21 protein-coding genes and 1 pseudogene are annotated in these 20,993 nt (G+C 70.9%); 21 read left to right on the plus strand and 1 reads right to left on the minus strand.

Annotated elements, in window-relative coordinates; all coding sequences use genetic code 11:
- Window positions 1–32: 32 nt before the first annotated feature.
- The 21 genes and pseudogenes from BJP60_RS00935 to BJP60_RS01035 form a co-directional block, all read left to right on the plus strand.
- Window positions 33–999: pseudogene (locus tag BJP60_RS00935) on the plus strand (pyridoxal-phosphate dependent enzyme); the annotation flags it as partial.
- A gap of 97 nt (window positions 1,000–1,096) precedes the next feature.
- Entirely contained in the window at window positions 1,097–2,248 is a 1,152-nt protein-coding gene (locus BJP60_RS00940) for a cystathionine gamma-synthase (protein ID WP_203136962.1), read from the plus strand.
- Between the two features lie 70 nt (window positions 2,249–2,318).
- The gene (locus tag BJP60_RS00945; protein ID WP_203136965.1) at window positions 2,319–2,963 is read left to right on the plus strand and encodes an acyl-CoA synthetase; all 645 of its coding nucleotides are present in this window, start codon (window positions 2,319–2,321) and stop codon (window positions 2,961–2,963) included.
- A complete protein-coding gene (locus BJP60_RS00950) occupies window positions 2,960–3,271 on the plus strand; it encodes an amino acid transporter (protein ID WP_238439489.1) in 312 nt (103 codons plus the stop codon). Before BJP60_RS00945 ends, BJP60_RS00950 begins: the two co-directional genes overlap by 4 nt.
- A 101-nt stretch (window positions 3,272–3,372) precedes the next feature.
- Window positions 3,373–4,791 (plus strand): RDD family protein, encoded by a 1,419-nt coding sequence (locus tag BJP60_RS00955; RefSeq protein ID WP_203136966.1) that lies wholly within the window; start codon window positions 3,373–3,375, stop codon window positions 4,789–4,791.
- Window positions 4,792–4,859: 68 nt separating this feature from the next.
- Window positions 4,860–9,584, plus strand: a complete 4,725-nt coding sequence (locus BJP60_RS00960; protein ID WP_238439490.1) for an FtsK/SpoIIIE domain-containing protein — start codon at window positions 4,860–4,862, stop codon at window positions 9,582–9,584.
- 104 nt (window positions 9,585–9,688) lie between these two features.
- Window positions 9,689–9,985 (plus strand): WXG100 family type VII secretion target, encoded by a 297-nt coding sequence (locus BJP60_RS00965; protein WP_238439491.1) that lies wholly within the window; start codon window positions 9,689–9,691, stop codon window positions 9,983–9,985.
- 100 nt (window positions 9,986–10,085) lie between these two features.
- Window positions 10,086–10,307: a hypothetical protein gene (locus tag BJP60_RS00970; RefSeq protein WP_203136967.1), complete on the plus strand. Its 222-nt coding sequence runs from the start codon at window positions 10,086–10,088 to the stop codon at window positions 10,305–10,307.
- Between the two features lie 10 nt (window positions 10,308–10,317).
- Window positions 10,318–12,087, plus strand: coding sequence for an ABC transporter substrate-binding protein (locus tag BJP60_RS00975; protein WP_203136968.1), 1,770 nt, complete (start codon window positions 10,318–10,320; stop codon window positions 12,085–12,087).
- Between the two features lie 88 nt (window positions 12,088–12,175).
- Window positions 12,176–12,823, plus strand: coding sequence for a WXG100-like domain-containing protein (locus BJP60_RS00980; RefSeq protein WP_442923429.1), 648 nt, complete (start codon window positions 12,176–12,178; stop codon window positions 12,821–12,823).
- Window positions 12,824–12,875: 52 nt separating this feature from the next.
- Window positions 12,876–13,493, plus strand: coding sequence for a hypothetical protein (locus tag BJP60_RS00985; RefSeq protein WP_203136969.1), 618 nt, complete (start codon window positions 12,876–12,878; stop codon window positions 13,491–13,493).
- 17 nt (window positions 13,494–13,510) lie between these two features.
- Window positions 13,511–13,810 (plus strand): hypothetical protein, encoded by a 300-nt coding sequence (locus BJP60_RS00990; RefSeq protein ID WP_203136970.1) that lies wholly within the window; start codon window positions 13,511–13,513, stop codon window positions 13,808–13,810.
- A gap of 244 nt (window positions 13,811–14,054) precedes the next feature.
- A complete protein-coding gene (locus tag BJP60_RS00995) occupies window positions 14,055–14,216 on the plus strand; it encodes a hypothetical protein (protein WP_203136971.1) in 162 nt (53 codons plus the stop codon).
- A gap of 131 nt (window positions 14,217–14,347) precedes the next feature.
- Complete coding sequence (locus BJP60_RS01000) at window positions 14,348–15,049, plus strand: WXG100-like domain-containing protein (protein ID WP_203138809.1); 702 nt, start codon at window positions 14,348–14,350, stop codon at window positions 15,047–15,049.
- A 21-nt stretch (window positions 15,050–15,070) separates the two neighbouring features.
- Window positions 15,071–15,685, plus strand: a complete 615-nt coding sequence (locus BJP60_RS01005; protein WP_238439493.1) for a hypothetical protein — start codon at window positions 15,071–15,073, stop codon at window positions 15,683–15,685.
- Window positions 15,686–15,763: 78 nt separating this feature from the next.
- Window positions 15,764–16,141: a hypothetical protein gene (locus BJP60_RS01010; RefSeq protein WP_203136973.1), complete on the plus strand. Its 378-nt coding sequence runs from the start codon at window positions 15,764–15,766 to the stop codon at window positions 16,139–16,141.
- Between the two features lie 122 nt (window positions 16,142–16,263).
- Window positions 16,264–17,067: a WXG100-like domain-containing protein gene (locus BJP60_RS01015; RefSeq protein ID WP_238439672.1), complete on the plus strand. Its 804-nt coding sequence runs from the start codon at window positions 16,264–16,266 to the stop codon at window positions 17,065–17,067.
- Window positions 16,964–17,599 (plus strand): DNA/RNA non-specific endonuclease, encoded by a 636-nt coding sequence (locus tag BJP60_RS01020; protein ID WP_203136974.1) that lies wholly within the window; start codon window positions 16,964–16,966, stop codon window positions 17,597–17,599. The genes BJP60_RS01015 and BJP60_RS01020 overlap by 104 nt, the downstream gene beginning before the upstream one ends.
- A gap of 23 nt (window positions 17,600–17,622) precedes the next feature.
- The gene (locus tag BJP60_RS01025) at window positions 17,623–18,009 is read left to right on the plus strand and encodes a hypothetical protein (RefSeq protein ID WP_203136976.1); all 387 of its coding nucleotides are present in this window, start codon (window positions 17,623–17,625) and stop codon (window positions 18,007–18,009) included.
- A 17-nt stretch (window positions 18,010–18,026) separates the two neighbouring features.
- The gene (locus BJP60_RS01030) at window positions 18,027–18,587 is read left to right on the plus strand and encodes a GAD-like domain-containing protein (RefSeq protein WP_203136977.1); all 561 of its coding nucleotides are present in this window, start codon (window positions 18,027–18,029) and stop codon (window positions 18,585–18,587) included.
- Between the two features lie 182 nt (window positions 18,588–18,769).
- On the plus strand, window positions 18,770–19,492 hold the full coding sequence (locus BJP60_RS01035) for a hypothetical protein (RefSeq protein ID WP_203138811.1): 723 nt from the start codon (window positions 18,770–18,772) through the stop codon (window positions 19,490–19,492).
- Window positions 19,493–19,591: 99 nt separating this feature from the next.
- Here the strand turns inward: BJP60_RS01035 and purB are convergent, their stop codons facing one another.
- A complete protein-coding gene (gene purB, locus BJP60_RS01040; RefSeq protein ID WP_203136979.1) occupies window positions 19,592–20,974 on the minus strand; it encodes an adenylosuccinate lyase in 1,383 nt (460 codons plus the stop codon).
- Between the last annotated feature and the right edge of the window lie 19 nt (window positions 20,975–20,993).

The raw sequence follows: 20,993 nt of genomic DNA on the forward strand, positions 1-20,993 counted from the left end.
GCCGCCGTGAACCATCCCTGAGGACACCTCTCTTGCGTTACGCACATTCCGTCGCCGACCTCGTCGGCCACACCCCGCTCGTCCGTCTGAACCGCGTCACGGAGGGCATCGCCGCCACCGTGCTCGCGAAGGTCGAGTACTTCAATCCGGGCGGATCGTCGAAGGACCGGATCGCCGCCAACATCATCGAGGCCGCGGAGCGCGAGGGGAAGCTCGCCCCGGGCGGCGTGATCGTCGAGCCGACGAGCGGCAACACCGGCGTGGGGCTCGCCCTCGTCGCCCAGCAGCGCGGCTACCGCATGGTGTTCGTGGTGCCCGACAAGGTGTCTGAGGACAAGCGCAACGTGCTGCGCGCGTACGGCGCCGAGGTAGTCGTGACGCCGACGAACGTCGAGCCCGACGACGCGCGCTCGTACTACAGCGTGTCCGACCGGCTCGTGCGCGAGATCCCCGGCGCCTACAAGCCCGACCAGTACTCGAACCCGAACGCGCCGCGCAGCCACTTCGGCTCGACGGGCCCGGAGATCTGGCAGGACACCGATCGCCGCGTGACGCACTTCGTCGCGGGCGTCGGAACGGGCGGCACCATCACGGGAACGGGACGCTTCCTGAAGCAGGCGTCGGAGGGACGCGTGCGCATCGTCGGCGCCGATCCGGTCGGATCCATCTACTCGGCCGACGACGCCGCCGGCGTGCACGGGTACCTCGTCGAGGGCGTGGGCGAGGACTTCTGGCCCGGCGCCTACGACCCGACCGTCGTCGACGAGATCCACCGGATCTCCGACGCCGAGTCGTTCGCCATGACGCGCCGGCTCGCGCGCGAGGAGGGCCTGCTCGTGGGCGGATCCAGCGGCATGGCGGTCGTCGCCGCGCTGCGCGCGGCGCGCGACCTGCCCGCCGACGCCGTCGTGGTCGTGCTGCTGCCCGACCACGGCCGCGGGTACCTCGGCAAGGTGTTCGACGACGACTGGATGCGCGCGCAGGGCTTCGAGGTCGCGAACCCCGAGCCGCTCGTCTCGCCCGCGCTGCACGCCGAGCTCGCGGGCGCATCCGCCGCGACCGAGACAGCTGACGACGCCACCGAGGGGAGCATCGCATGAGCACCGAGCACCGATTCGACACGAACGCCGTCCACGCGGGACAGGAGCCGGACGAGACGACGGGGGCCGTGATCCCGCCCGTCCACTTCTCGACGACCTACGCGCAGGACGGCATCGGCGGTCTGCGCGCCGGCTACGAGTACGCGCGCGCGGGCAACCCCACGCGCACGGCGCTCGAGACGCAGCTGGCCGCGATCGAGGGCGGCGCCCGCGCGCTGTCGTTCGCGTCGGGGCTCGCGGCGGAGGACGCGCTGCTGCGCGCCCTGCTGCGCCCCGGCGACGAGGTGCTCATGGGCAACGACGTGTACGGCGGCACGTACCGCCTGCTCGCGCGCGTGCTCGGCCCGTGGGGCGTGCAGCTGCGGGTGACGGACCTCAGCGACCCCGCCGCGGTCGACGCCGCGCTCGCCGAGCGGACCCCGAAGATCGTGTGGGTCGAGACGCCCAGCAACCCGCTGCTGCGCGTGACCGACATCCGCTCGCTCGCCGACAAGGCGCACGCGGCCGGCGCGCTCGTGGTCGTCGACAACACCTTCGCGTCGCCGGCGCTGCAGCGGCCGATCGCACTCGGCGCCGACGTGGTCGTGCACTCGACGACGAAGTACCTCGGCGGGCACTCGGACGTCGTGGGCGGCGCGCTCGTGTTCGCCGATGCGGCCCTGGCCGAGCAGCCGCAGTTCCTGCAGTTCGCCGCCGGGGCGGTGTCGGGGCCGCTCGACGCGTGGCTCACGACTCGCGGCATCAAGACGCTCGCGGTGCGCATGGAGCGGCACTCGTCCAACGGCCAGGCCGTCGCCGAGTTCCTCGAGGGCCACGACCGCGTCGCGCGGGTCTACTACCCGGGCCTGCCGTCGCACCCCGGACACGAGATCGCCGCATCGCAGATGGCGGGCTTCGGCGGCATCGTCTCGCTCGCACTGGCCGACGCGGCGGCGGCCCGCCGCTTCGCGGAGTCGACCAGGCTGTTCATGCTCGCGGAGTCGCTGGGCGGCGTCGAGTCGCTCGTGAACTACCCCGATGAGATGACGCACGCGTCCGTGCGCGGCACCGAGCTGGCCGTGCCGGCCGAGGTCGTGCGCCTGTCCGTGGGCATCGAGCACATCGAGGATCTGCTCGCCGACCTCGAGCAGGCGCTGAAGGGGCTCTGACCCGGGCGGTCGCTCAGATTCGCGCAACTAGACTGGATCCGTCCCTGTTGAGCCTCATCCTGGATCCGTCATGCCCAGCGCCCCCTCGCGAGTGACCGCCCGTCACATCCAGCTGCTGCGCGCGCTGTTCCTGGCCGTCGCGGCGCTCATGATCACCTTCTCGCCCGACCATTCGGCCGAGGTGGGGCTCGCGGTCTTCGGCGGCTTCGGGATCGCCACGGCGCTCGTGTTCGCCCTCGCGGCGTGGCTCGTCGCGCCCGCGGGACACCGCGGATCCCCGATCCTGCTCGCCGCCGTCCATCTGGTCGCGGGAATGGCCGCGAGCGTGGTCGCGCTGCGCTCCGCGACGCTGTTCCTCGTCCTGGTGATCGCGTGGGCGCTCGTCGCGGGCCTCGTCGAGCTGCTGAGCGGCATCCGGCAGCGCGCGCGTCTGGGACGAAGCGACGCGCGCGATGCGATCGTGGTGGGCGCGCTGACGATGCTGCTCGGGCTGGCGCTGCTGTTCGTGTCGCCGGCGTACGAGCTGCGCTACTTCATCGAGGAGGCCGGCCGCGAGTTCGCGCTGACCGGCACGACGATCGCGGTCGGGCTGCTCGGCGGCTACGCGGCGATCGCGGCCGTGTACCTCGGCATCGCGGGGCTGTCGCCCCAGCCCGCGGCCTCGGCCGACCCCGACACCGCGCGCGTCGTGACCGCGCAGGAGGAACACCCGTGACCGACAAGCCCACCCGCCGCGACCTGATGCGTCCTGCCCAGCTGCTGGGCATCGCGTTCACGGCCGCCCTCTTCTCCGGGTTCGTCACGGCCGTCACGATGGGCGCGTTCCAGGCGCTGCCCGGCGATGCCGTCGTGCGCGCGTGGTCGGTCGCCGCGATCGCCGCGGGCATCGCGTTCATCGTGGTTCTCCTCGGCCTGTCGATGCTGCTGCTCGTGGTCGATCCGGCGGGGCAGTCGAAGACCGTCGACCGTCCGGTGCTGCTGCCGAAGCGCGACGCGGCGGACGACGACGAGCCGGAGCGCTGAGCGCACCCGGGTCCGCGCAACCGGGCAGCTCTTCCCCTTCGGGTGCCTGAGCGACGGGTGCGCCCTCCCCGCTGAGTAGTGTTGACGCAGTCGCTGACGGCATGGGCTCAGGGGAGGGATCCGACGGCGTGATCTGGGAGATCGACGAGGAGAAGCGGACGATCGAGGGGGTCGACGCCTCCGGGCGTCCCGATCCCGCGTACGCCGCGGCCCTCGGTCTGGTGCGCGCCCCTTTCGGACGCCGCGCGCTGGCAGCCGTGTGCGACCTCGCGAGCTGGCTCGTGCTGCAGCTGCCCCTCCTGCTGGGGGCGGTCCCGCTGCTGCTGAAGCTCGCGACCGGCTCGATCTCGGCGTACGGGTTCCTGAACCACCCCGACTTCGTGCTCGCCGTCGTCATGGCCAGCGCGACGGCGGCCCTCACGCTCGCCCTCGGCATCGTGCAGCTGGTGCTGCACGGACGCAAGGGGCTCACGATCGGCAAGGCCGTGGCGGGCATCCGCACCGTGAACGTGCGCACGCTCGAGCGGCCCGGCGCCGGTCCCGTGCTCCTGCGGTTCCTGATCCTGGTGGGCGCGGCGATCCTGCCGCTGGGACTCGCGATCTTCTTCCTCTCGCCCGTGCTCGACCCCGACGGGCGCGGTCGCGGCTGGCACGACAAGGCGACCAGGGTGTGGCTCGTCGACGTGCGCAAGGGCCTGAACCCGTACGACGAGAAGCGGATGCGCGTGGCGCGCAAGGTGGTCAAGGCCGAGCCGGCGCCCGAGCGGGCGCCGCTGCCCTCGCTCGCGACGCCGGTGGACCCGTCCGCCCAGCCCGCGTACCGGCCCGGCGGACGCGTCAGCGCGGGCGTGATCGGCGTCGCCCGGCCTCACGACCCGCGCGAGCGTCCCGTGGTCGGCCTGGCCGAGATCGCCCCCGCGCCCGTCGTCGTCGCGGGCGAGAGCGGCAGGCCCGTGCTCGGCGGGTACCGCCTGCGAGGAGACACGGATCCGACCCCGGATGCGCCCTCGGCCGAGGCCGAACGCGGCCAGTCCGCGCCGCGACCCGCCGCTGCGCCACCCACCACGCCGTTCGCCGCAGAGTCCGTCGCCGCGCCGCCCGCAGCGGTGACGCCTCCCGCCGCGCCGGCCGTGCCGCCGCAGGTGGTGCTGACGGGGTCGGACGCCCGCGCGGCAGAGCCGATCCCGCCCGCCGCGCGCTTCATGCTGCGCCTCGACACGGGCGAGGACCTGCTGGTCTCCGCGCCCGTCGTGCTCGGTCGCCGGCCGGATGCGAGCGAGATCCCGGGCGGCGCGCACCCCGTCGCCCTCGAGGACGACAGCAGGTCGCTGTCGAAGACGCACCTGCTCGTGCGTCCCGCGGAGGGCGGCCTCGAGGTCGTCGACCTGGGCTCGACGAACGGGTCGGCGCTGATCCGGGGCGGCGTCGAGCATCCGATGACGGCGGGCGTGCCGCTCACGGCGGCAGACTCCGACACCATCCGCTTCGGCGACCGCACCGCGGTCGTCACCCGGCTGTGAGCGATGACGATGGCATCCGGATCCAGGACGATTGTCTCTGACGTGACGTCAGGGAACGGGGGAGACGCATGAGGCTGAAGCTGACGCTGCATCGCCAGGGGATCGACCCGGTCGACATCGTCATCACGACCGATTCGACCGCGACGACGGGCGACGTCGCCCGGTACGTGGCGGAGTCGGACCCCGCGCGCTCGGTGCAGGTGACGGAGGACGACGTCGTCACGCTGGCCGTCGCGCCGCCGACCGGCGAGCGGCTCGTGCCGCTGCAGCCCGACGTGCCGATCGGAGAGGCCCCGATCGGCTCCGGCTTCGCCGCGTCGATCGTCAATCTCGGCCCCGTCCCGGCCGCGGTGTTCGACGACGGCCAGCGCGACGCGATCGCCGTGCTGCGCGCGGTCGACGGAGCGCTGGCGGGGCAGGAGTTCCGCATCTCGGCCGGACACGTCTTCCTCGGGCGCGACGCCGCCAACGACGTCGTCCTCGCCGATCCGATGGTGTCCAAGCGCCACGCCCGGATCGAGATCGGCACGCACATCGAGGTCATCGACCTGAACTCCGCGAACGGCGTGCTGGTCGACGGCGTCGCGGCGCAGCGCGTCCGCATCGAGGAGGGCAAGCCGTTCGTGATCGGCGGCACCACCCTCGTCGCCTATCTCGTGCGCTCGTTCGACGGCAGCGCGAGCGAGGACCCCGTCATCGAGCGCGGCGGGGGACTGCTGTTCAACCGCAGCCCGCGCGTCGAGGTGCGCTATCCGGGCACGGCGTTCAAGCCGCCGCGCCTGCCCACCGAGAAGCTCGCGCGGCTGTTCCCGTGGCCGATCCTCATCGCGCCGATCCTGCTGGGCGTGGCGCTGTACCTGATGAACAACAACCCGCGCGCGCTGCTGATGATCTTCATGACGCCGCTGATGATGTTCGGCAACATCATCAATCAGAAGTCGCAGGGGCGGAACCAGCAGAACCACGAGTTCCTGCTGTTCGAGCGGCAGTTCGAGAAGCTCGAGGAGGACTTCTTCCACGGCAAGCCCGAGGAGGAGCGCGCGCGCAACGCCGAGGCCCCGCCCGTCGCCGAGGTCTTCGAGCACGCCATGCGGCTCGGCCCCATGCTCTGGACGCGCCGGCCCGAGCACTGGAACTTCCTGGGCCTGCGGCTCGGCAGCTGCCGGCTGCCCGCGCGCAACTCGGTCGACGATTCCGACGTGCCGGACGGCCTTCCCGAGTTCATCGATCGCGTCGACCGGCTGCGCGAGCGGTACGCGTTCGTCGACGACGTGCCGGTCTTCGACACGCTCGCGGACGCGGGCTCCGTCGGCATCGCCGGCCCGCCCGCGCCCGTGGCCGACGCGATGCGCGGCATCGCGGTGCAGCTGTTCGGGCTGCACGCGCCGAACGACGTCGTCGCCGTCGCGTTCGCCGACTCGATGTGGACGGGCGAGCTCGACTGGCTGAAGTGGATGCCCCACACGTCGAGCGAGAAGAGCCCGTTCCGGGATGTGGCGCTCGCCGACTCCGCCCCGACCGCGGCGGCGCTGCTGAGCGCGCTCGAGGAGTACGTCCTGCGGGCCGGCGGCGGGGGCGAGCCGCGCGGACCGTTCAAGGAGGACTGGAACCCGCTGCTGTACGGCACGGACGTCGCCCGCGCGGCGAACGACCACAAGGCCACGCCGCCGCTGTCGGTGGTCGTGTTCGTCACGAGCGACGCTCCCGTCGACCGCGGCCGCCTCACGGACGTGCTCGAGCGCGGCGCCGACCGGGGCGTGCACGCCGTGTTCGTGTCGCCGACGGTCGAGTCGCTGCCCGCCGTGTGCCGCAGCTACATCGACGTCACGCCGGGCCTGGAGGACGCGCAGGTCGGCCTCGTGCGCAACGGCGAGCTGTTCGAGCACGTCCGCGTGGAGGGCGTCTCGAACGCCTACATGCAGATGCTCGCCCGCCGGCTCGCCCCCGTGGTCGACGCGAGCACCGTCGTGCACGACGCGTCGGACATCCCGAGCTCCGTGATGTTCCTGCAGCTCGTGGACCCGGCGATCGCGCAGGATCCGCACGTCGTGATCGAGCGCTGGCGGCAGAACAACACGATCATGGACAGGTCGGCCGCGCCCCGCCCGCGGCTCAAGAAGGCCGGCACGCTGCGCGCCATCATCGGTCAGGGCGCGAGCGACGCCATGGCGCTCGACCTGCGCACGCAGGGGCCTCACGCGCTCGTGGGCGGCACGACGGGCGCGGGGAAGTCGGAGTTCCTGCAGGCGTGGGTGCTCGGCATGGCCGCCGCCCACAGCCCCGACCGGGTCACGTTCCTGTTCGTCGACTACAAGGGCGGCTCCGCCTTCGCCGACTGCGTCGAGCTGCCGCACTGCGTGGGCCTCGTGACCGACCTCAGCCCGCACCTCGTGCGCCGCGCGCTCACGAGCCTGCGCGCCGAGCTGCAGCATCGCGAGCACCTGCTCAACCGCAAGAAGGCGAAGGATCTGCTCGAGCTCGAGAAGCGCCAGGACCCCGAGTGCCCGCCCGCGCTCGTCCTGGTGATCGACGAGTTCGCGGCGCTCGCGTCCGAGATGCCCGAGTTCGTCGACGGCGTCGTGGACATCGCGCAGCGCGGCCGCTCGCTCGGCATCCACCTGATCATGGCGACGCAGCGTCCCGCGGGCGTCATCAAGGACAACCTGCGCGCCAACACGAACCTGCGCATCGCCCTGCGGATGGCGGACGAGTCCGACTCGCGCGACGTGGTCGACGACGAGATCGCGGCGTCGTTCCCCGCGTCGCTGCCCGGCCGCGCGATCGCCAAGACCGGTCCCGGCCGCCTCGTGCCGTTCCAGTCGGCCTACGCGGGCGGCTGGACCGCGATGGACGAGACGCCCGTGGCCGACGTGCGCGTGACCGAGCTGCGCTTCGGGGCGCGCGGCGACTGGGAGCCGGATCGCCCGGCCGAGTCGGAGGCGCACGAGGAGGACCTCGGCCCGAACGACCAGAAGCGCATCGTGTCGACCCTGATCCGCGCGAGCGACGTGGCGGGGCTGCCGCGTCCGCGCCGGCCCTGGCTCGACGACCTCGCACCGCTCGTTGACCTGCGGGACCTGGCCAGCGAGGGCGACACGCGCATCCCGTTCGCGCTCGTCGACGTCCCGGAGAGGCAGCTGCAGGAGCCGGCCGCGTTCGTGCCCGATCGCGACGGCTCCATGGTCATCTACGGCACGTCCGGCTCGGGCAAGTCCACGGTGCTGAAGACCATCGGCACGGCGGCGGGCATGCGCCCCGACCTCGGACGCGTGCAGGTGTACTGCCTCGACTTCGCCTCGGGTGCGCTGGGCGCGCTCGCCGCGCTGCCGCATGTCGGCTCGGTCGTGGACGGCGCGGATGTCGAGCGCATCCAGCGCCTGTTCCGCACGCTCGACGGCGAGCTGGATCGCCGCGCCGCGGCGTTCTCGGCGGCCAGCGCCGCGACCGTGCAGGAGTACCGCGAGCTCGTCGATCCGACCATGCCGCGCATCGTGCTGCTGATCGACAACTACCCCGAGTTCAAGAAGGACTGGGAGGTGGCGCCGGGCCGCGGGCCCTTCTACCGGACCTTCATGCGCATCCTGGGCGAGGGCCGCCCCCTGGGCGTCCACACCGTCATCACGGCCGACCGCGGCAACGCGGTGCCGAGCGCCGTCGCGGCGAACATCTCGCGCCGCGTGGTGCTGCGCATGGGCGAGACGAGCCAGTACATGCTGCTGGGCGTGCCGCGCGACATCCTCGACGAGCAGTCCGCGCCGGGGCGCGCGGTCGTCGACGGGCACGAGGCGCAGATCGCCGTGCTGGGCGGCACCGCGAACGTCGTCGAGCAGACCAAGCTGCTGGGCGAGCTCGGGAACCGGCTCCGGGCGCAGGGCGTGCGCGACCTGCCCGAGATCGGCGCGCTGCCGACCATGGTGCCCGCCGACGAGATGCCGGCACAGGTCGAGGGCATGCCGGTGTTCGGCGTCGCGGACGACACGCTCGCGCCGCGCGGCTTCGAGCCGCTCGGATCGTTCGTCGTGACGGGCCCGCCGGCGTCGGGGAAGACGAACGCGCTGAAGGCGCTCGTCGTCGCCATGGAGCGCTTCGACCCGGACGTGCGGCTGTACCACTTCGGCAGCCGCAGGGCCGAGCTCAAGGAGTTCCGCCCGTGGCTCGCGAGCGCGACGCGTCCGGAGGAGGAGAAGGAGCTCGCGACCGAGCTGGCGGAGCTCGTGACGCGGGAGTCGCCGGACGGCCGGATCATGATCGTCATCGAGGACATGCCGCACCTCGCCGACGGGCCCGCGGACCGGCCGATGCGCGCGCTGCTGCAGGCGATGAACAACAGCGACCACCTGCTCGTCGGCGAGGCGGAGATCAGCCGCGCCTCGGGCAGCATCGGCGTGCTCGGCGAGTGGAAGACGGGCCGCCAGGGGATCGTGCTCAAGCCCGACACGTACGACGGCGACGCGATCTTCAAGACGCCGTTCGGGCGCGTGAAGCGCTCGGACTTCCCCGTGGGCCGCGGCATCTTCGTACAGGCGGGGCAGAGCGTCACGATGCAGCTCCCGTTCGTGCCCGACACCCCGGCGCCGGCGGCGCACGCGGCGGCGCCCGTCGCGGAGCCAGGCACGACGCCCGCGCCGGCGGGTGACGTCGCGCTGGCCGGTGAGACCGCGTCGGCGGGTGAGGCCGCGTCGGCGGGCGATGCCGCGCCGGCGGGCGCCTCCCGGCGCGCGCGGAGGGCCGCCGAGCCTGCGTCCGCCGACACCGTGGTGAGTCCGGTCACGACGTCCGCACACGGGGAGTGATACCCGGGGTACCCCTCCCCGTGTGCGAGACGGCGAAGGTTCGTTAGCCTCGTCGCAGAGGCCATGGGGGCCTGGAGAACGAAGAACGCTGGGAGGCGATTTTCATGGCCGGACACGATTTCGGTGCAACGTACAGCGAGATGGAGGGCGCGGCCGCGAAGCTGCGCGACGGTCGCAGCACGATCGGCGACACGCTGAAGGAGCTGCAGGGCATCATCGACGAGCTCGTCGAGGACGGGTTCAAGACCGAGAACGCCTCGGGCGCGTACCAGACCGCCTACCAGGAGCTCACGAGCAGCCTCGACGACGCGTCGGAGGCCGTGAACGACATGGCCGAGGCGCTCGATAAGATGGCGGACCAGATCCGCGACACGGACGCCAGCATGGCGGGCGGCGCCTGAGCCCAGCCTGCGCCGAGGGCCGTGGTGCCCGGTCACGAGACCGGCACCACGGCCCTCGCATTTCCGCGGGGCGGCGAGCGCGCTGAATAGGATCGGGGACATGAGCGGGTCACAGAGCTACTGGTACAACTTGCGCACGCAGGCGGTGGAGCGCGCCGACGAGCGCCCGTCCGACGAGGTGATCGGCCCGTTCGCCACCGCGCAGGAGGCGGAGGACTCGCCGGCGGTGCTGATCGAGCACGCCCGTGCCTGGCTCGAGAGCGATGAGAGCGAGCCGTATCGCGCCATGGCGGAGAACGACGACAGCACCGGCCTCGCATAGCGGCGGCCCGATGAGAGCACATCGCGCGCTCGCGGCGCCCCTCGCTCTGGTGCTCGCGGCGGCTCTGGCCGGCTGTGCGCCCGCGCTGCCCGACTCCGTGGTGGCGGGCACCGAGATCGCCGTCGGCTGGGACGAGCGGTTCACCGCCGCGAACGCCGCATCCGTCGCGACCGCGACGCCCGGCAACATCGACATCGCGGAGATGACCCGCGCCGACTTCGGGGACAGCGTCGACGGCGAGATCGAGCCGGACCCGAGCTTCGGAGCCGTCACGATCACGAGCGAGGATCCGTTCACGGTGCGCTACGACCTCGCCGAGCCCGCGTGGTCCGACGGCATCCCGCTCGACGCCGCCGACCTGCTGCTCGGCTGGGCGGCGGCTTCGAGCTACTTCGCGCCCGACGGCTTCGACGCCGACGAGCATCGCGACGGCGAGGGCGTCTTCCAGCCCGTCGCAGGCGTGCCCTGGTTCGACGCGGTGCCGGGCGACCTGCGCAGGTCCGACGAGCTGCCCGAGATCGACGAGTTCGCCCGTTCGATCGATGTGACGTTCACCGAGCCGGTGCGCGACTGGCAGGGCGCCCTGACCGTGCCCGTGCCGGCTCACGTGGCCGGGCGTCTGGCGTTCGGGATCGACGACGACATGGAGGCGAAGCAGGCCGTCATCCGGGCGATCCGGGACGAGGACCTCGACGCGCTCGAGGATCTCGCGGCCGTCTGGAACGAGGGCTTCGCGATCGACCCGTCCGCCGAGGTCGCCGGCGATCTTCTCGTCTCCAGCGGCCCGTTCCGCGTCGAGAGCATCGGCAGCGCGGACGGCGCCCAGACCGTGACGCTCGTGCCCAACGCAGCGTTCCGCGGCGCGGTCACGCCGCAGGTCGCCCGGATCGACCTCGTGCCGCCCGGCGACGATGCGGTCGCGGCGATCGGCGAGGGCCTCGACGTGGCGCAGGTCGCACCGGTCGGCGCCAACCGCGCGGCGATCCGCGAGCTCGAGCGCACCGACCACCTGGTCGAGACCCAGCATGACGGCAGCCTGTGGGCGATGCTGCTGAACCCCTCCGGCATCTTCGCGCAGCACCGCGTGCGCACCGCGTTCATCCATGCGGTCCCGGCGAACGCCCTCATCGAGGGCGGAGCGGGGGAATGGGCGCAGGCGTACGCCGCCTCCACGTCCATGGTCTCCGCTCCGGGATCCGCCGCCTACGACATCGTGAGCGAGGACGCCGGCTTCGCCGAGGCGCTCGCCTCGCCGGACGGTCAGCCCGAGGAGGAGCGGCAGGCGGCGGGTGTCGCGGCTGGATCCCGGGTCTGCGTGCTGTACGACCGCGGCAGCGAGTTCGCGGCGGGAGCGTTCGCGGCCCTCAGCGCCGCCGCGCGCGAGGGCGGCTGGGGCGTGACCGACTGCGGCGCCGACGACTTCGACGCGGCCCTCGCGGAGCGCACGTGGGACGCCGTGATCGCGCGCGTGCCGATCCCGATCACGCCCGCGCAGATCGCGACGCAGTGGGGCACGGACGGCGCCGAGGCGATCACGCGCCACGCCGATCCGGAGCGGGACGAGCTGATCACCGCGCTGTCGCGCACGTCCGACGTGTACGAGGCGCGGGCGGTGCGCGCGCGGATCGAGGCCACGATCGTCCGCGCGGCCGTCGCGCTGCCGATCGCGGCGAACCCGCGCGTGACGATCGTGGACCGCGACGTCACGGGCGTCTCCCCGCGTCCCGGTGCGCTGGGCTCCCTGACGTCCCGCGCCGCGCAGTGGTCGGTGGTCCCGTGACGGGGTGCGCTTCCCGGGGTCAAGGTCCCCATCGCGAGCCGCTCGCGCCAGCGCCTAGTGTCTCCGAGGGAGGTGTTCCGCCGTGGGGATGATGTTGCCGAATGAGCTTGTCTGGGTGATGGAGAAGCTGGGTTTCGAGTGGCCGGATATCGATGAGGACGAGGTGCGTAAGGGTGCGGTTCTGCTGCGCGCTTATGGGTCGGATCTGGAGGCGGCGATTCAGGCGGTGGATCGGAAGGTCAATGGGGATCTGGCGTCGGCGTTGGTGGGGCAGACGGGTCCGGCGTATGTGAGTGCGTGGAATGCGAATCGGTCGCAGAATCTGCAGAAGCTGGTGGATCTGATGCCGCCGGCGGCGACGGCGATGGATGTCGGGGCGGATGCGATCTTCGCGTTGAAGATCAAGGTGATCGCGGATGTGACGACGACGATGATCGCGTTGGTGGCGATGCTGACCAATCCGCTGACGGCGGTGGGTGCGGGGGCGATGTTGATCGTCAAGAAGAAGATGCTCAATGCGGCGGTGGATGTGGCGGTGGAGCAGTTGTTGAATCAGCTGCTGCCGATGGCGGTGGAGCCGTTGGGGAGCAGTTGCCTGCGGTGGTGGATGCGGTGCTGGATGCGCCGTTGGTGGAGGCGTCGGCGGGGGATTCGGATCAGTTCCAGGCGGATCTGGCGGCGTTGGAGCAGGGGCAGGCGGACATGCGGATGCATGGGGAGGACATTCAGACGGTGACGTCGCGGTTCTTCAGTGAGTTCTCGGCGTTGAACTTCGGGGGGGATTGATCGTGGGGAAGTTCAAGCCGATCTTCGACAGCTTGTCCGAGGCGGCGTTGCGGGGGGCGCGGCATGCGGATGCGAAGCTGCCGCAGCTGGCGCGCAATCATGGTGATCAGCTGGATGACTGGGTCCGGCGGGTCCGGGGCGAGGACCGCTTCGACGACAAACCCGACACCCCCACCAAGCCCGACACGGTGGAGCCCCAGGAGAGTCAGGCTCGTCCGGGCTTCAACGCCGACGGAACGGTGAATCCCGAGGACTTCCGCACCCGGCGCGACGGAGCGTTCTACTGGTCCGGCATGTGGCCTCGCGACGGGCAGGCGATCGCCGGGCGGATCGCGGCGGACAATCACGGCACGACGCTCGAGATGCTCATCGAATCGCGCAGGATCGAGATGCCCGAGTGGAACGCGGACGACCCGGCGGTCGTCGAGACCTGGACACGGGTTTCGGAGGCGTACGCGAACGGCGCGTCCGGCGTCGTGCGCGCCGTGCTCGGCGACGGCATCCGACCGAATGCGGTGTGGTGGGCGGAGCTGGAGCGGCTGAAGGCGAATCCCGACGTGACGCAGGTGATCCGGATCCATCCGGATACTCTCGAGGAGACGGTGGTCTGGCCGACATGAACGCGATGGGAAATGCCGTGGAGGATCGAGAGCTCAGTCAGGCGGTCATCGCCTATCTGGCGAAGGGCCGGTCGCCCTTCCCGAAGAGCGACGCCGAGGCTGCGAAGGGGGCGGCGACCGAGAGCGATCCCGACGACCTGCTGACGCGCGTGACCGACATCGTGGCCGAGTGCATGTCGGTCGAGATCGACTGGTCGTCGAGCACGCTCGTGGAGGCGGGGCGTCACGCGCAGCGCGAGATGGCCGCACGGCACCCCGAGCTGGGAGCGGACGCGCTCGAGGCGCTCTACTGGGCCTTCACGTACAACTGGCGCTGATGGCACACGAGGAACTGGCCGCGGCGCTCGAAGCCGTCGACCGGTACGCGCGCCTGCGACTCGGATCGGACTACCTCGAGGCGCACGCCGCCGCCTACGGTTCGCGCTGAGCACCGTTCGACGGTGGTCGTCAGCGCGGGGGATGAACGACGATGGACATCGAGGAGCTCACGCGGGTCGTCGACGAAGAGAGCTCGACCCGCCGGTGATCTACGGCGCCGGCCGTCTCCACGATGACGCGGTCGTGCTGGATCGCGACGGCGATCAGTGGGCGGTGTACCTCGTCAATGAGCGCGCGAGCATGATCGAGTCGACGCTGCGGAGGTTCGACGGCGAATCGGACGCGCTCGAGCACGTCCTGAAGAAGCTGCGCCAGGTGGCCAGGGCCCGCCGTTCACTCGGGTGACCCGTGCCCGCGCCGCGTGCTGAGCGGCTCTTCCGACCGTGCGCATGGGCAGTCGGCCCCGGGGGCGGCCTCCCCATTGGAGCCGTGCCGGCGGGTGCGTAGCGTCCGGGTGGGAGGTGGTCGGCGTGGGGATGATGCTGCCGGACGAGCTGATCTGGATCATGGACAAGATGGGCCTCGAGTGGCCCGACATCGACGAGGACGAGGTCCGGCGGGCCGCCGACCTCGTGCGCGCCTACCGCGACGACATGGAGGCGCTCGTCCAGACCGCCGATCGCCGCATCAACGGCGAGTTCGCGGCCGTCATGCGCGGCACAGCGGGGGGCGCGCACATCAACGGATGGAACCTGAACCGCTCGCAGAACGTCCAGCAGCTCCTCGACGTGCTGAGCCCGGCGGCGATCGGCATCGACATCGCCGCCGACATCGTGCTGGCCCTGAAGATCAAGGTCATCGCGGACGTCACGATCACGCTCGCCCAGCTCGTGCCGCTGCTCGCCGCGGGGCCGTTCGGCGCGGGCGGTGCCGCGGTGCTGATCCTCGCGCGCAAGAAGCTGTTCGACATGGCGATGGAGGCGACGCTCGAGAAGGTCATCGACCAGGTCCTGCCGCTCGCCGTCGAGCCGCTCGCCGAGCGGGTGCCCGGCATGGTCGTGGCCCTGCTGGACGCGCCGGTCGTCGAGGCGACGTTCGGCGACGTCGACGAGCTGTACGCCGATCTCGACGCGCTCGACCAGATCGCGGCCGACATGGATGCGCACGCCGCGGACGTCGAGGAGCTGACAGACCGGCTGCTCGCCGACCTCGCGAACCTGCAGATCTCGGGGGACTGAACGGTGATGTTGAAGAGCGTGATGCGCGAGATCATCGACGCCGTCGACGGCGCGGGGCGGGAGTTCAAGCGCGGTTTCGCGGGGACGTTCCGCGCGCGCGGAGGCAAGCACCGCGCGGACGCCGACGCCATCCGGGGCTGGGATCGCCGGAACGCGGATCACGATCCGAGGCACCGGGCAGACGCGCCCGCGTCGCACAGGAAGGACTACGACATCCGTGAGGACGCCGCGCGCGGCTGGGAGACGCGTGGTCACGTCCCGAAGCACCGCGACCCCGACTACGACCTCGCTCGAGACCTGGGGCGCTCCGTCGGCAAGGAGATCCACGCGGTGCCCGGCGATGTCCTCGACGAGGTGAAGGGCGTGCCGAAGAAGGTGCCGAGCCAGGTCATGGAGGAGCTCTACGAGGACGCGATCGGTCAGAGCAGCCCCGACGAGTACGGCGAGACGGCCGCGGGCGACATGAGGTTCCTCGCTCCCGCCGGCGAGGCGGGGGACCTGCGCGCGCTCAGCACCATCCAGCTCGAGGCCCGGCTCGGGCTTGCGCCGGGCTCCCTCACCGGCGCGGAGATCACGGTGAAGTCGCTTCCCGGCTCTCGCTTCGCGAGCATCGAGATCGACCGCCCCCGCGACTGATCACGTGAGGATGGAAGCCGGGCTCCTTCTCGGAAGGAGCCAGCTGTGGCACGCTCGGCAGGCGGGAGGACAGAGCGAATGGTCGAGCAGGTTTCCGTCTTCCAGGCCGGCGCGATCCCGCTGGCCGCCGGCGAGCGGCCGCTGCTGAACGAGGCGCGGCTCTCCGAGGAGGAGAGAGTCCTGGTCGGCGCCTACCTGGAGGCCGGCGCCGTGGTGATGCACACCACCGCGCGCGGCATCGACATCCTGCGTGGCGATGAGCGGGTCGTCCCGCTGACCATCAGGACGGACGGCGAGTACGTGTGGGCGGGCCCCGTGACCTACTACGTGCAGACGTACGGCGTCGCCCCCGACGCCGACTTCCTGGAGCACGTGCGTGCGCGCGGCTACGAGATCCGCGTGCCGGATGCCGCCGAGATTCAGGCCGCCGGCGAGGTCTTCGCGCCCCGCGGCTGAACCCGCCTGCCGCGCTCCGCCCGAGAGCGCGGCCCGATGGGCAGCCCTGCCCCGCGGCGGGGTGCCCATGGTCCCCGCCGCGGCCCGACCGTACAGTCGGGCGTGGAGGTGGCGCCGTGGGGATGATGTTGCCGAATGAGCTTGTCTGGGTGATGGAGAAGCTGGGTTTCGAGTGGCCGGATATCGATGAGGACGAGGTGCGTAAGGGTGCGGTTCTGCTGCGCGCTTATGGGTCGGATCTGGAGGCGGCGATTCAGGCGGTGGATCGGAAGGTCAATGGGGATCTGGCGTCGGCGTTGGTGGGGCAGACGGGTCCGGCGTATGTGAGTGCGTGGAATGCGAATCGGTCGCAGAATCTGCAGAAGCTGGTGGATCTGATGCCGCCGGCGGCGACGGCGATGGATGTCGGGGCGGATGCGATCTTCGCGTTGAAGATCAAGGTGATCGCGGATGTGACGACGACGATGATCGCGTTGGTGGCGATGCTGACCAATCCGCTGACGGCGGTGGGTGCGGGGGCGATGTTGATCGTCAAGAAGAAGATGCTCAATGCGGCGGTGGATGTGGCGGTGGAGCAGTTGTTGAATCAGCTGCTGCCGATGGCGGTGGAGCCGTTGGGGGAGCAGTTGCCTGCGGTGGTGGATGCGGTGCTGGATGCGCCGTTGGTGGAGGCGTCGGCGGGGGATTCGGATCAGTTCCAGGCGGATCTGGCGGCGTTGGAGCAGGGGCAGGCGGACATGCGGATGCATGGGGAGGACATTCAGACGGTGACGTCGCGGTTCTTCAGTGAGTTCTCGGCGTTGAACTTCGGGGGGATTGATCGTGGGGAAGTTCAAGCCGATCTTCGACAGCTTGTCCGAGGCGGCGTTGCGGGGGGCGCGGCATGCGGATGCGAAGCTGCCGCAGCTGGCGCGCAATCATGGTGATCAGCTGGATGACTGGGTCCGGCGGGTCCGGGGCGAGGACCGCTTCGACGACAAACCCGACGACGCGTCGCGCACCGACGCGGTGACGACCACGCGCGGCCGCAATGCGAAGACGACGGTCTACGACACCGACAGTGGCCGCCCGGTGTATGAGGACGGCAAGATCCTCGAGGACTTCGGGGGTGGCAAGCGCGGCGACAACGCCACGGCGATCGGGCGCCTCGGCAACAAGGGCGACGATGGCGGCCATCTCGGCGCGCACCGGTTCTTCGGTGACACGCCCGACCAGGGGATCGTCCCGCAGATCGCCAACCTCAACCGAGGCGCATGGAAGCGGATGGAGAACCACTGGGCCCAGCTCGTGCAGGGCGGTGCCCAGGTCGATTACAGCATCGACGTCTTCCCGCCCGGGTCGATCCGGCCCGAGCGCTTCGACGTGCATTACATCGTGAGCGACCCGGAGACCGGGGATATCATCAGCGAGCACACGCCGTCGTTCCCGAACGAGCATGGCGCCACGTTCACACCCTGATCAGAACCCGAATGAGGAGCCCCATGTCCGAAGACGCCTCCGTCGCTCTCGTCCGCGCGCTCATCGAGAACCTGCAGGGGTCGCAGTTGCGGGACGATTGGTCGTCGTTTGCGCTCGTGCTGGCCTTCGAGGATGGCGACCTGGCTGACACCTACGGATATGCGTACTCGCCGGGCGGCGAGGTCTCCGCCGCGTCCGTGCGGTCGTCGTGGGTTCGGGAGGCGGTGTTCGACTACCTGAGGGGTTACTTCGGGCCCGAGGACGACCTGCCTAAGAAGACCCTCGTGCAGTTCGACCGCACGTCGGGCCGCTACGGTGTGACGTTCGAAGACGAGGATGCGAGTCGCTGGGACGTGACGCCGGCGAACTACAAGGACGTGCGCGAGCAGCTTCGACCGTCGTTCGACTGATCGACGGGCAGTCGCGCATGGTGGACATCGCAGACTTCGTGCCGCACAGCTCGGTCCCGCCGGAGACGACCGCTGAGTACCGGGGCCGCGTTCCGGACGAGCTCGTGGAGATCTGGGAGCAGTACGGATACGGGACCTTCGCGGAAGGCTTCCTACGTGTCGTCGATCCGAAGCAGTTCGAGGCGGAGCTCGCCGACTGCATCGGCAAGACGCAGGGCGACGGCATCGCGATCCCGATCATGGTGACCGGCCTCGGCGACCTGATCACGTGGGAGCCCGGCCTCGGGCTGGTCGCGATCCTCTACCGCGCGGGCCGCGTCGCCGGGCTGGGAACCAAGCTGAAGACGTTTCTCACCCTGGTCAAGGCCGGCGGAGCGGCGCATCTGTCGCGCACGCTCGAGTGGGACGTCTTCCCGCAGGCCGTCGCGGTGCAGGGCGAGCCCGCATACGAGGAGTCCTTCATCTTCGTGCCGCTGCTGTCGCTGGGTGGCCAGGTGCGAGCGGAGAATCTCCACCGGCGCGAGACGATCCCCGCGATCCGCATGATGGTGGAGACGCAGGGAGTGATCGGGCACTGAGGGCCGGAGGCCCTCCCCCGGGCAACGGTGTCACGCTGCCACAAGCTCGACCCGCACGTCTGCCGGGCGTCGACACGCGCGGCGTGACAATATGTCACGTGGAGGGGGTCGATCTTTTGACAGAGGTGAATACGTCGACGGGTACGTTCGACGAGGTCGAGGTCAATACGATGCCGGGCAGGATCGCGCCGCTGCGCGTCGAGTTCGCGGGCGAATGGCACGAGGTGCCGATGGGGCGTCCTTTCGTGATCGGCCGCGAGGGCGATCTCGAGATCGACGACAACCAGTATCTGCACCGCCAGTTCCTCGAACTGCAGTACCACGACGGTCTGTGGTGGCTCGCGAACGTGGGCTCGCGCCTCGCGGCGACCATTTCGAGTGCGGGCGGCGCCGTGCAGTCGTGGCTGTCCCCCGGAGCACGCATGCCCGTCGTCTTCGCCCAGAGCGTGATCGTCTTCACCGCCGGCCCCACGACGTACGAGCTGACGCTGTACACCGAGGAGGCGCAGTACGCGGTCTCGAGCCAGATCGAGGCCTCGATGAGCGGCGAGACGACGGTCATGCCCGTCAGCTTCACGCCGCTGCAGAAGCTGCTGATCGTCGCGCTCGCCGAGCCGATGCTGCGCCGCGAGGGCGTCAGCGTGAGCGAGCTGCCGTCGTCGAGCGCCGCCGCGCAGCGCCTCGGCTGGACCATGAGCAAGTTCAACCGCAAGCTCGACAACGTGTGCGACAAGCTCGACCGGATGGGCGTGCAGGGGCTGCGCGGCGGCCCGGGCAAGCTCGCCACGAACCGCCGCGCGCGGCTCGTCGAGTACGCGGTCACGTCGCAGCTCGTCACGCGTGCCGACCTCGCCCTGCTGGACGACGAGGCGCTGCGCAACCAGAGCGAGAGCGACGAGGACTGACCCGAGCGGCGTCAGCCGCCGCGCGCTGGTGCGGCCGAACGTTGCCGAACGACTGCGCAGGCGGCCGCCAGCGCACGATCGCGCAGGCGGCCGGTGCCGTCAGAGCTTCGAGCGCGTGAGCTGCTCCGCGAGGCCGGTGTAGGTCGCGGGCGTGAGCTCCAGCAGGCGCTGCTTCGCCTCATCGCCGATCTCGAGACCCTTCACGAACTCGGCGAGGTCGGTGGCGCCGACGCGGCGGCCGCGCGTGAGCTCCTTGAGCAGGGCGTACGGGTCCTCGATGGTCGACCGGCCGGCCGTGACCTCGGCGCGCACGACGGTCTGGATCGCCTCGCCCAGCACCTCCCAGTTCGCGTCGAGGTCGGCGAGCAGCACGTCGCGGGACAGGGAGATCTCGCCCAGGCCGCGCGTGAGGTTGTCCAGCGCGAGCAGCGAGTGCCCGAAGGCCACGCCGATGTTGCGCTGCGTCGTCGAGTCGGTCAGGTCGCGCTGCAGGCGCGAGGTGACGAGGGTCGAGCTCAGCGAGGCAAGCAGCGCGCCCGACAGCTCGAGGTTCGCCTCGGCGTTCTCGAAGCGGATCGGGTTGATCTTGTGCGGCATGGTCGACGAGCCGGTCGCCCCCGCCACGGGGATCTGCGCGAAGTAGCCGAGCGAGATGTACGTCCAGACGTCGGTCGCCAGGTTGTGCAGGATGCCGCCCGCATGCCGGATGCGGTCGTACAGCTCGACCTGCCAGTCGTGCGACTCGATCTGCGTCGTGAGCGGGTTGAAGGTCAGGTCGAGCGACTCGACGAACTCGCGCGCGATGTTCGGCCACGCGACCTGCGGCGCTGCCGCCAGGTGCGCCGACCACGTGCCGGTCGCGCCCGAGAACTTGCCGAGGTACTCGCTGCTGTCGATCTGCGTGAGGACGCGCTCGAGGCGCCATACGAAGACGCCGAGCTCCTTGCCCATCGTCGTGGGCGTCGCGGGCTGGCCGTGCGTGCGCGACAGCATCGCGGCATCCGCGTGCTCGAGGGCGAGATCCCGCAGGCGCTGGATCACGCCGCGGAACGCGGGCAGCCACACGTCGGTCATAGCGCGCTTGACCGTGAGGGCGTACGCGAGCGAGTTGACGTCCTCGCTCGTGCAGCCGAAGTGGGTGAGCTCGGCGACGCGATCGAGGCCGAGCGTGCTCAGGCGATCGCGCACGAGGTACTCGACGGCCTTCACGTCGTGGCGCGTGACGGCCTCGCGCTCGGCGAGCCAGTCGATCTCCGCCTGGCCGAACGTCAGGTACAGCGCGCGCAGCTGGTGCTTCTCGTCCTGCGTCAGGGGAGTGGTGCCGAACAGCGAGTGGTTCGTGAGGGTGATGATCCACTCGACCTCGACCTCGACGCGGGCCCGGTTCAGGCCCGCCTCCGACAGGTACTCGCCGAGGGGCGAGACCGCGGCGCGGTAGCGGCCGTCGAGGGGGCTGAGCGGCTGGGACGGAAGAGCGGTCACGCGAGACCTCCGGTCGGGG

This window comes from Microbacterium sp. JZ31, from assembly GCF_016805985.1.
GTDB lineage: Bacteria > Actinomycetota > Actinomycetes > Actinomycetales > Microbacteriaceae > Microbacterium.

Bases quoted from the DNA above. Each gene is read 5' to 3' on its own strand.
- BJP60_RS00940 (WP_203136962.1), top strand. From the start codon at position 1,097: ATGAGCACCGAGCACCGATTCGACACGAACGCCGTCCACGCGGGACAG.
- BJP60_RS00945 (WP_203136965.1), top strand. From the start codon at position 2,319: ATGCCCAGCGCCCCCTCGCGAGTGACCGCCCGTCACATCCAGCTGCTG.
- BJP60_RS00955 (WP_203136966.1), top strand. From the start codon at position 3,373: ATGGGCTCAGGGGAGGGATCCGACGGCGTGATCTGGGAGATCGACGAG.
- BJP60_RS00960 (WP_238439490.1), top strand. From the start codon at position 4,860: ATGAGGCTGAAGCTGACGCTGCATCGCCAGGGGATCGACCCGGTCGAC.
- BJP60_RS00965 (WP_238439491.1), top strand. From the start codon at position 9,689: ATGGCCGGACACGATTTCGGTGCAACGTACAGCGAGATGGAGGGCGCG.
- BJP60_RS00970 (WP_203136967.1), top strand. From the start codon at position 10,086: ATGAGCGGGTCACAGAGCTACTGGTACAACTTGCGCACGCAGGCGGTG.
- BJP60_RS00975 (WP_203136968.1), top strand. From the start codon at position 10,318: ATGAGAGCACATCGCGCGCTCGCGGCGCCCCTCGCTCTGGTGCTCGCG.
- BJP60_RS00980 (WP_442923429.1), top strand. From the start codon at position 12,176: ATGATGTTGCCGAATGAGCTTGTCTGGGTGATGGAGAAGCTGGGTTTC.
- BJP60_RS01000 (WP_203138809.1), top strand. From the start codon at position 14,348: ATGATGCTGCCGGACGAGCTGATCTGGATCATGGACAAGATGGGCCTC.
- BJP60_RS01005 (WP_238439493.1), top strand. From the start codon at position 15,071: ATGCGCGAGATCATCGACGCCGTCGACGGCGCGGGGCGGGAGTTCAAG.
- BJP60_RS01010 (WP_203136973.1), top strand. From the start codon at position 15,764: ATGGTCGAGCAGGTTTCCGTCTTCCAGGCCGGCGCGATCCCGCTGGCC.
- BJP60_RS01015 (WP_238439672.1), top strand. From the start codon at position 16,264: ATGATGTTGCCGAATGAGCTTGTCTGGGTGATGGAGAAGCTGGGTTTC.
- BJP60_RS01025 (WP_203136976.1), top strand. From the start codon at position 17,623: ATGTCCGAAGACGCCTCCGTCGCTCTCGTCCGCGCGCTCATCGAGAAC.
- BJP60_RS01030 (WP_203136977.1), top strand. From the start codon at position 18,027: ATGGTGGACATCGCAGACTTCGTGCCGCACAGCTCGGTCCCGCCGGAG.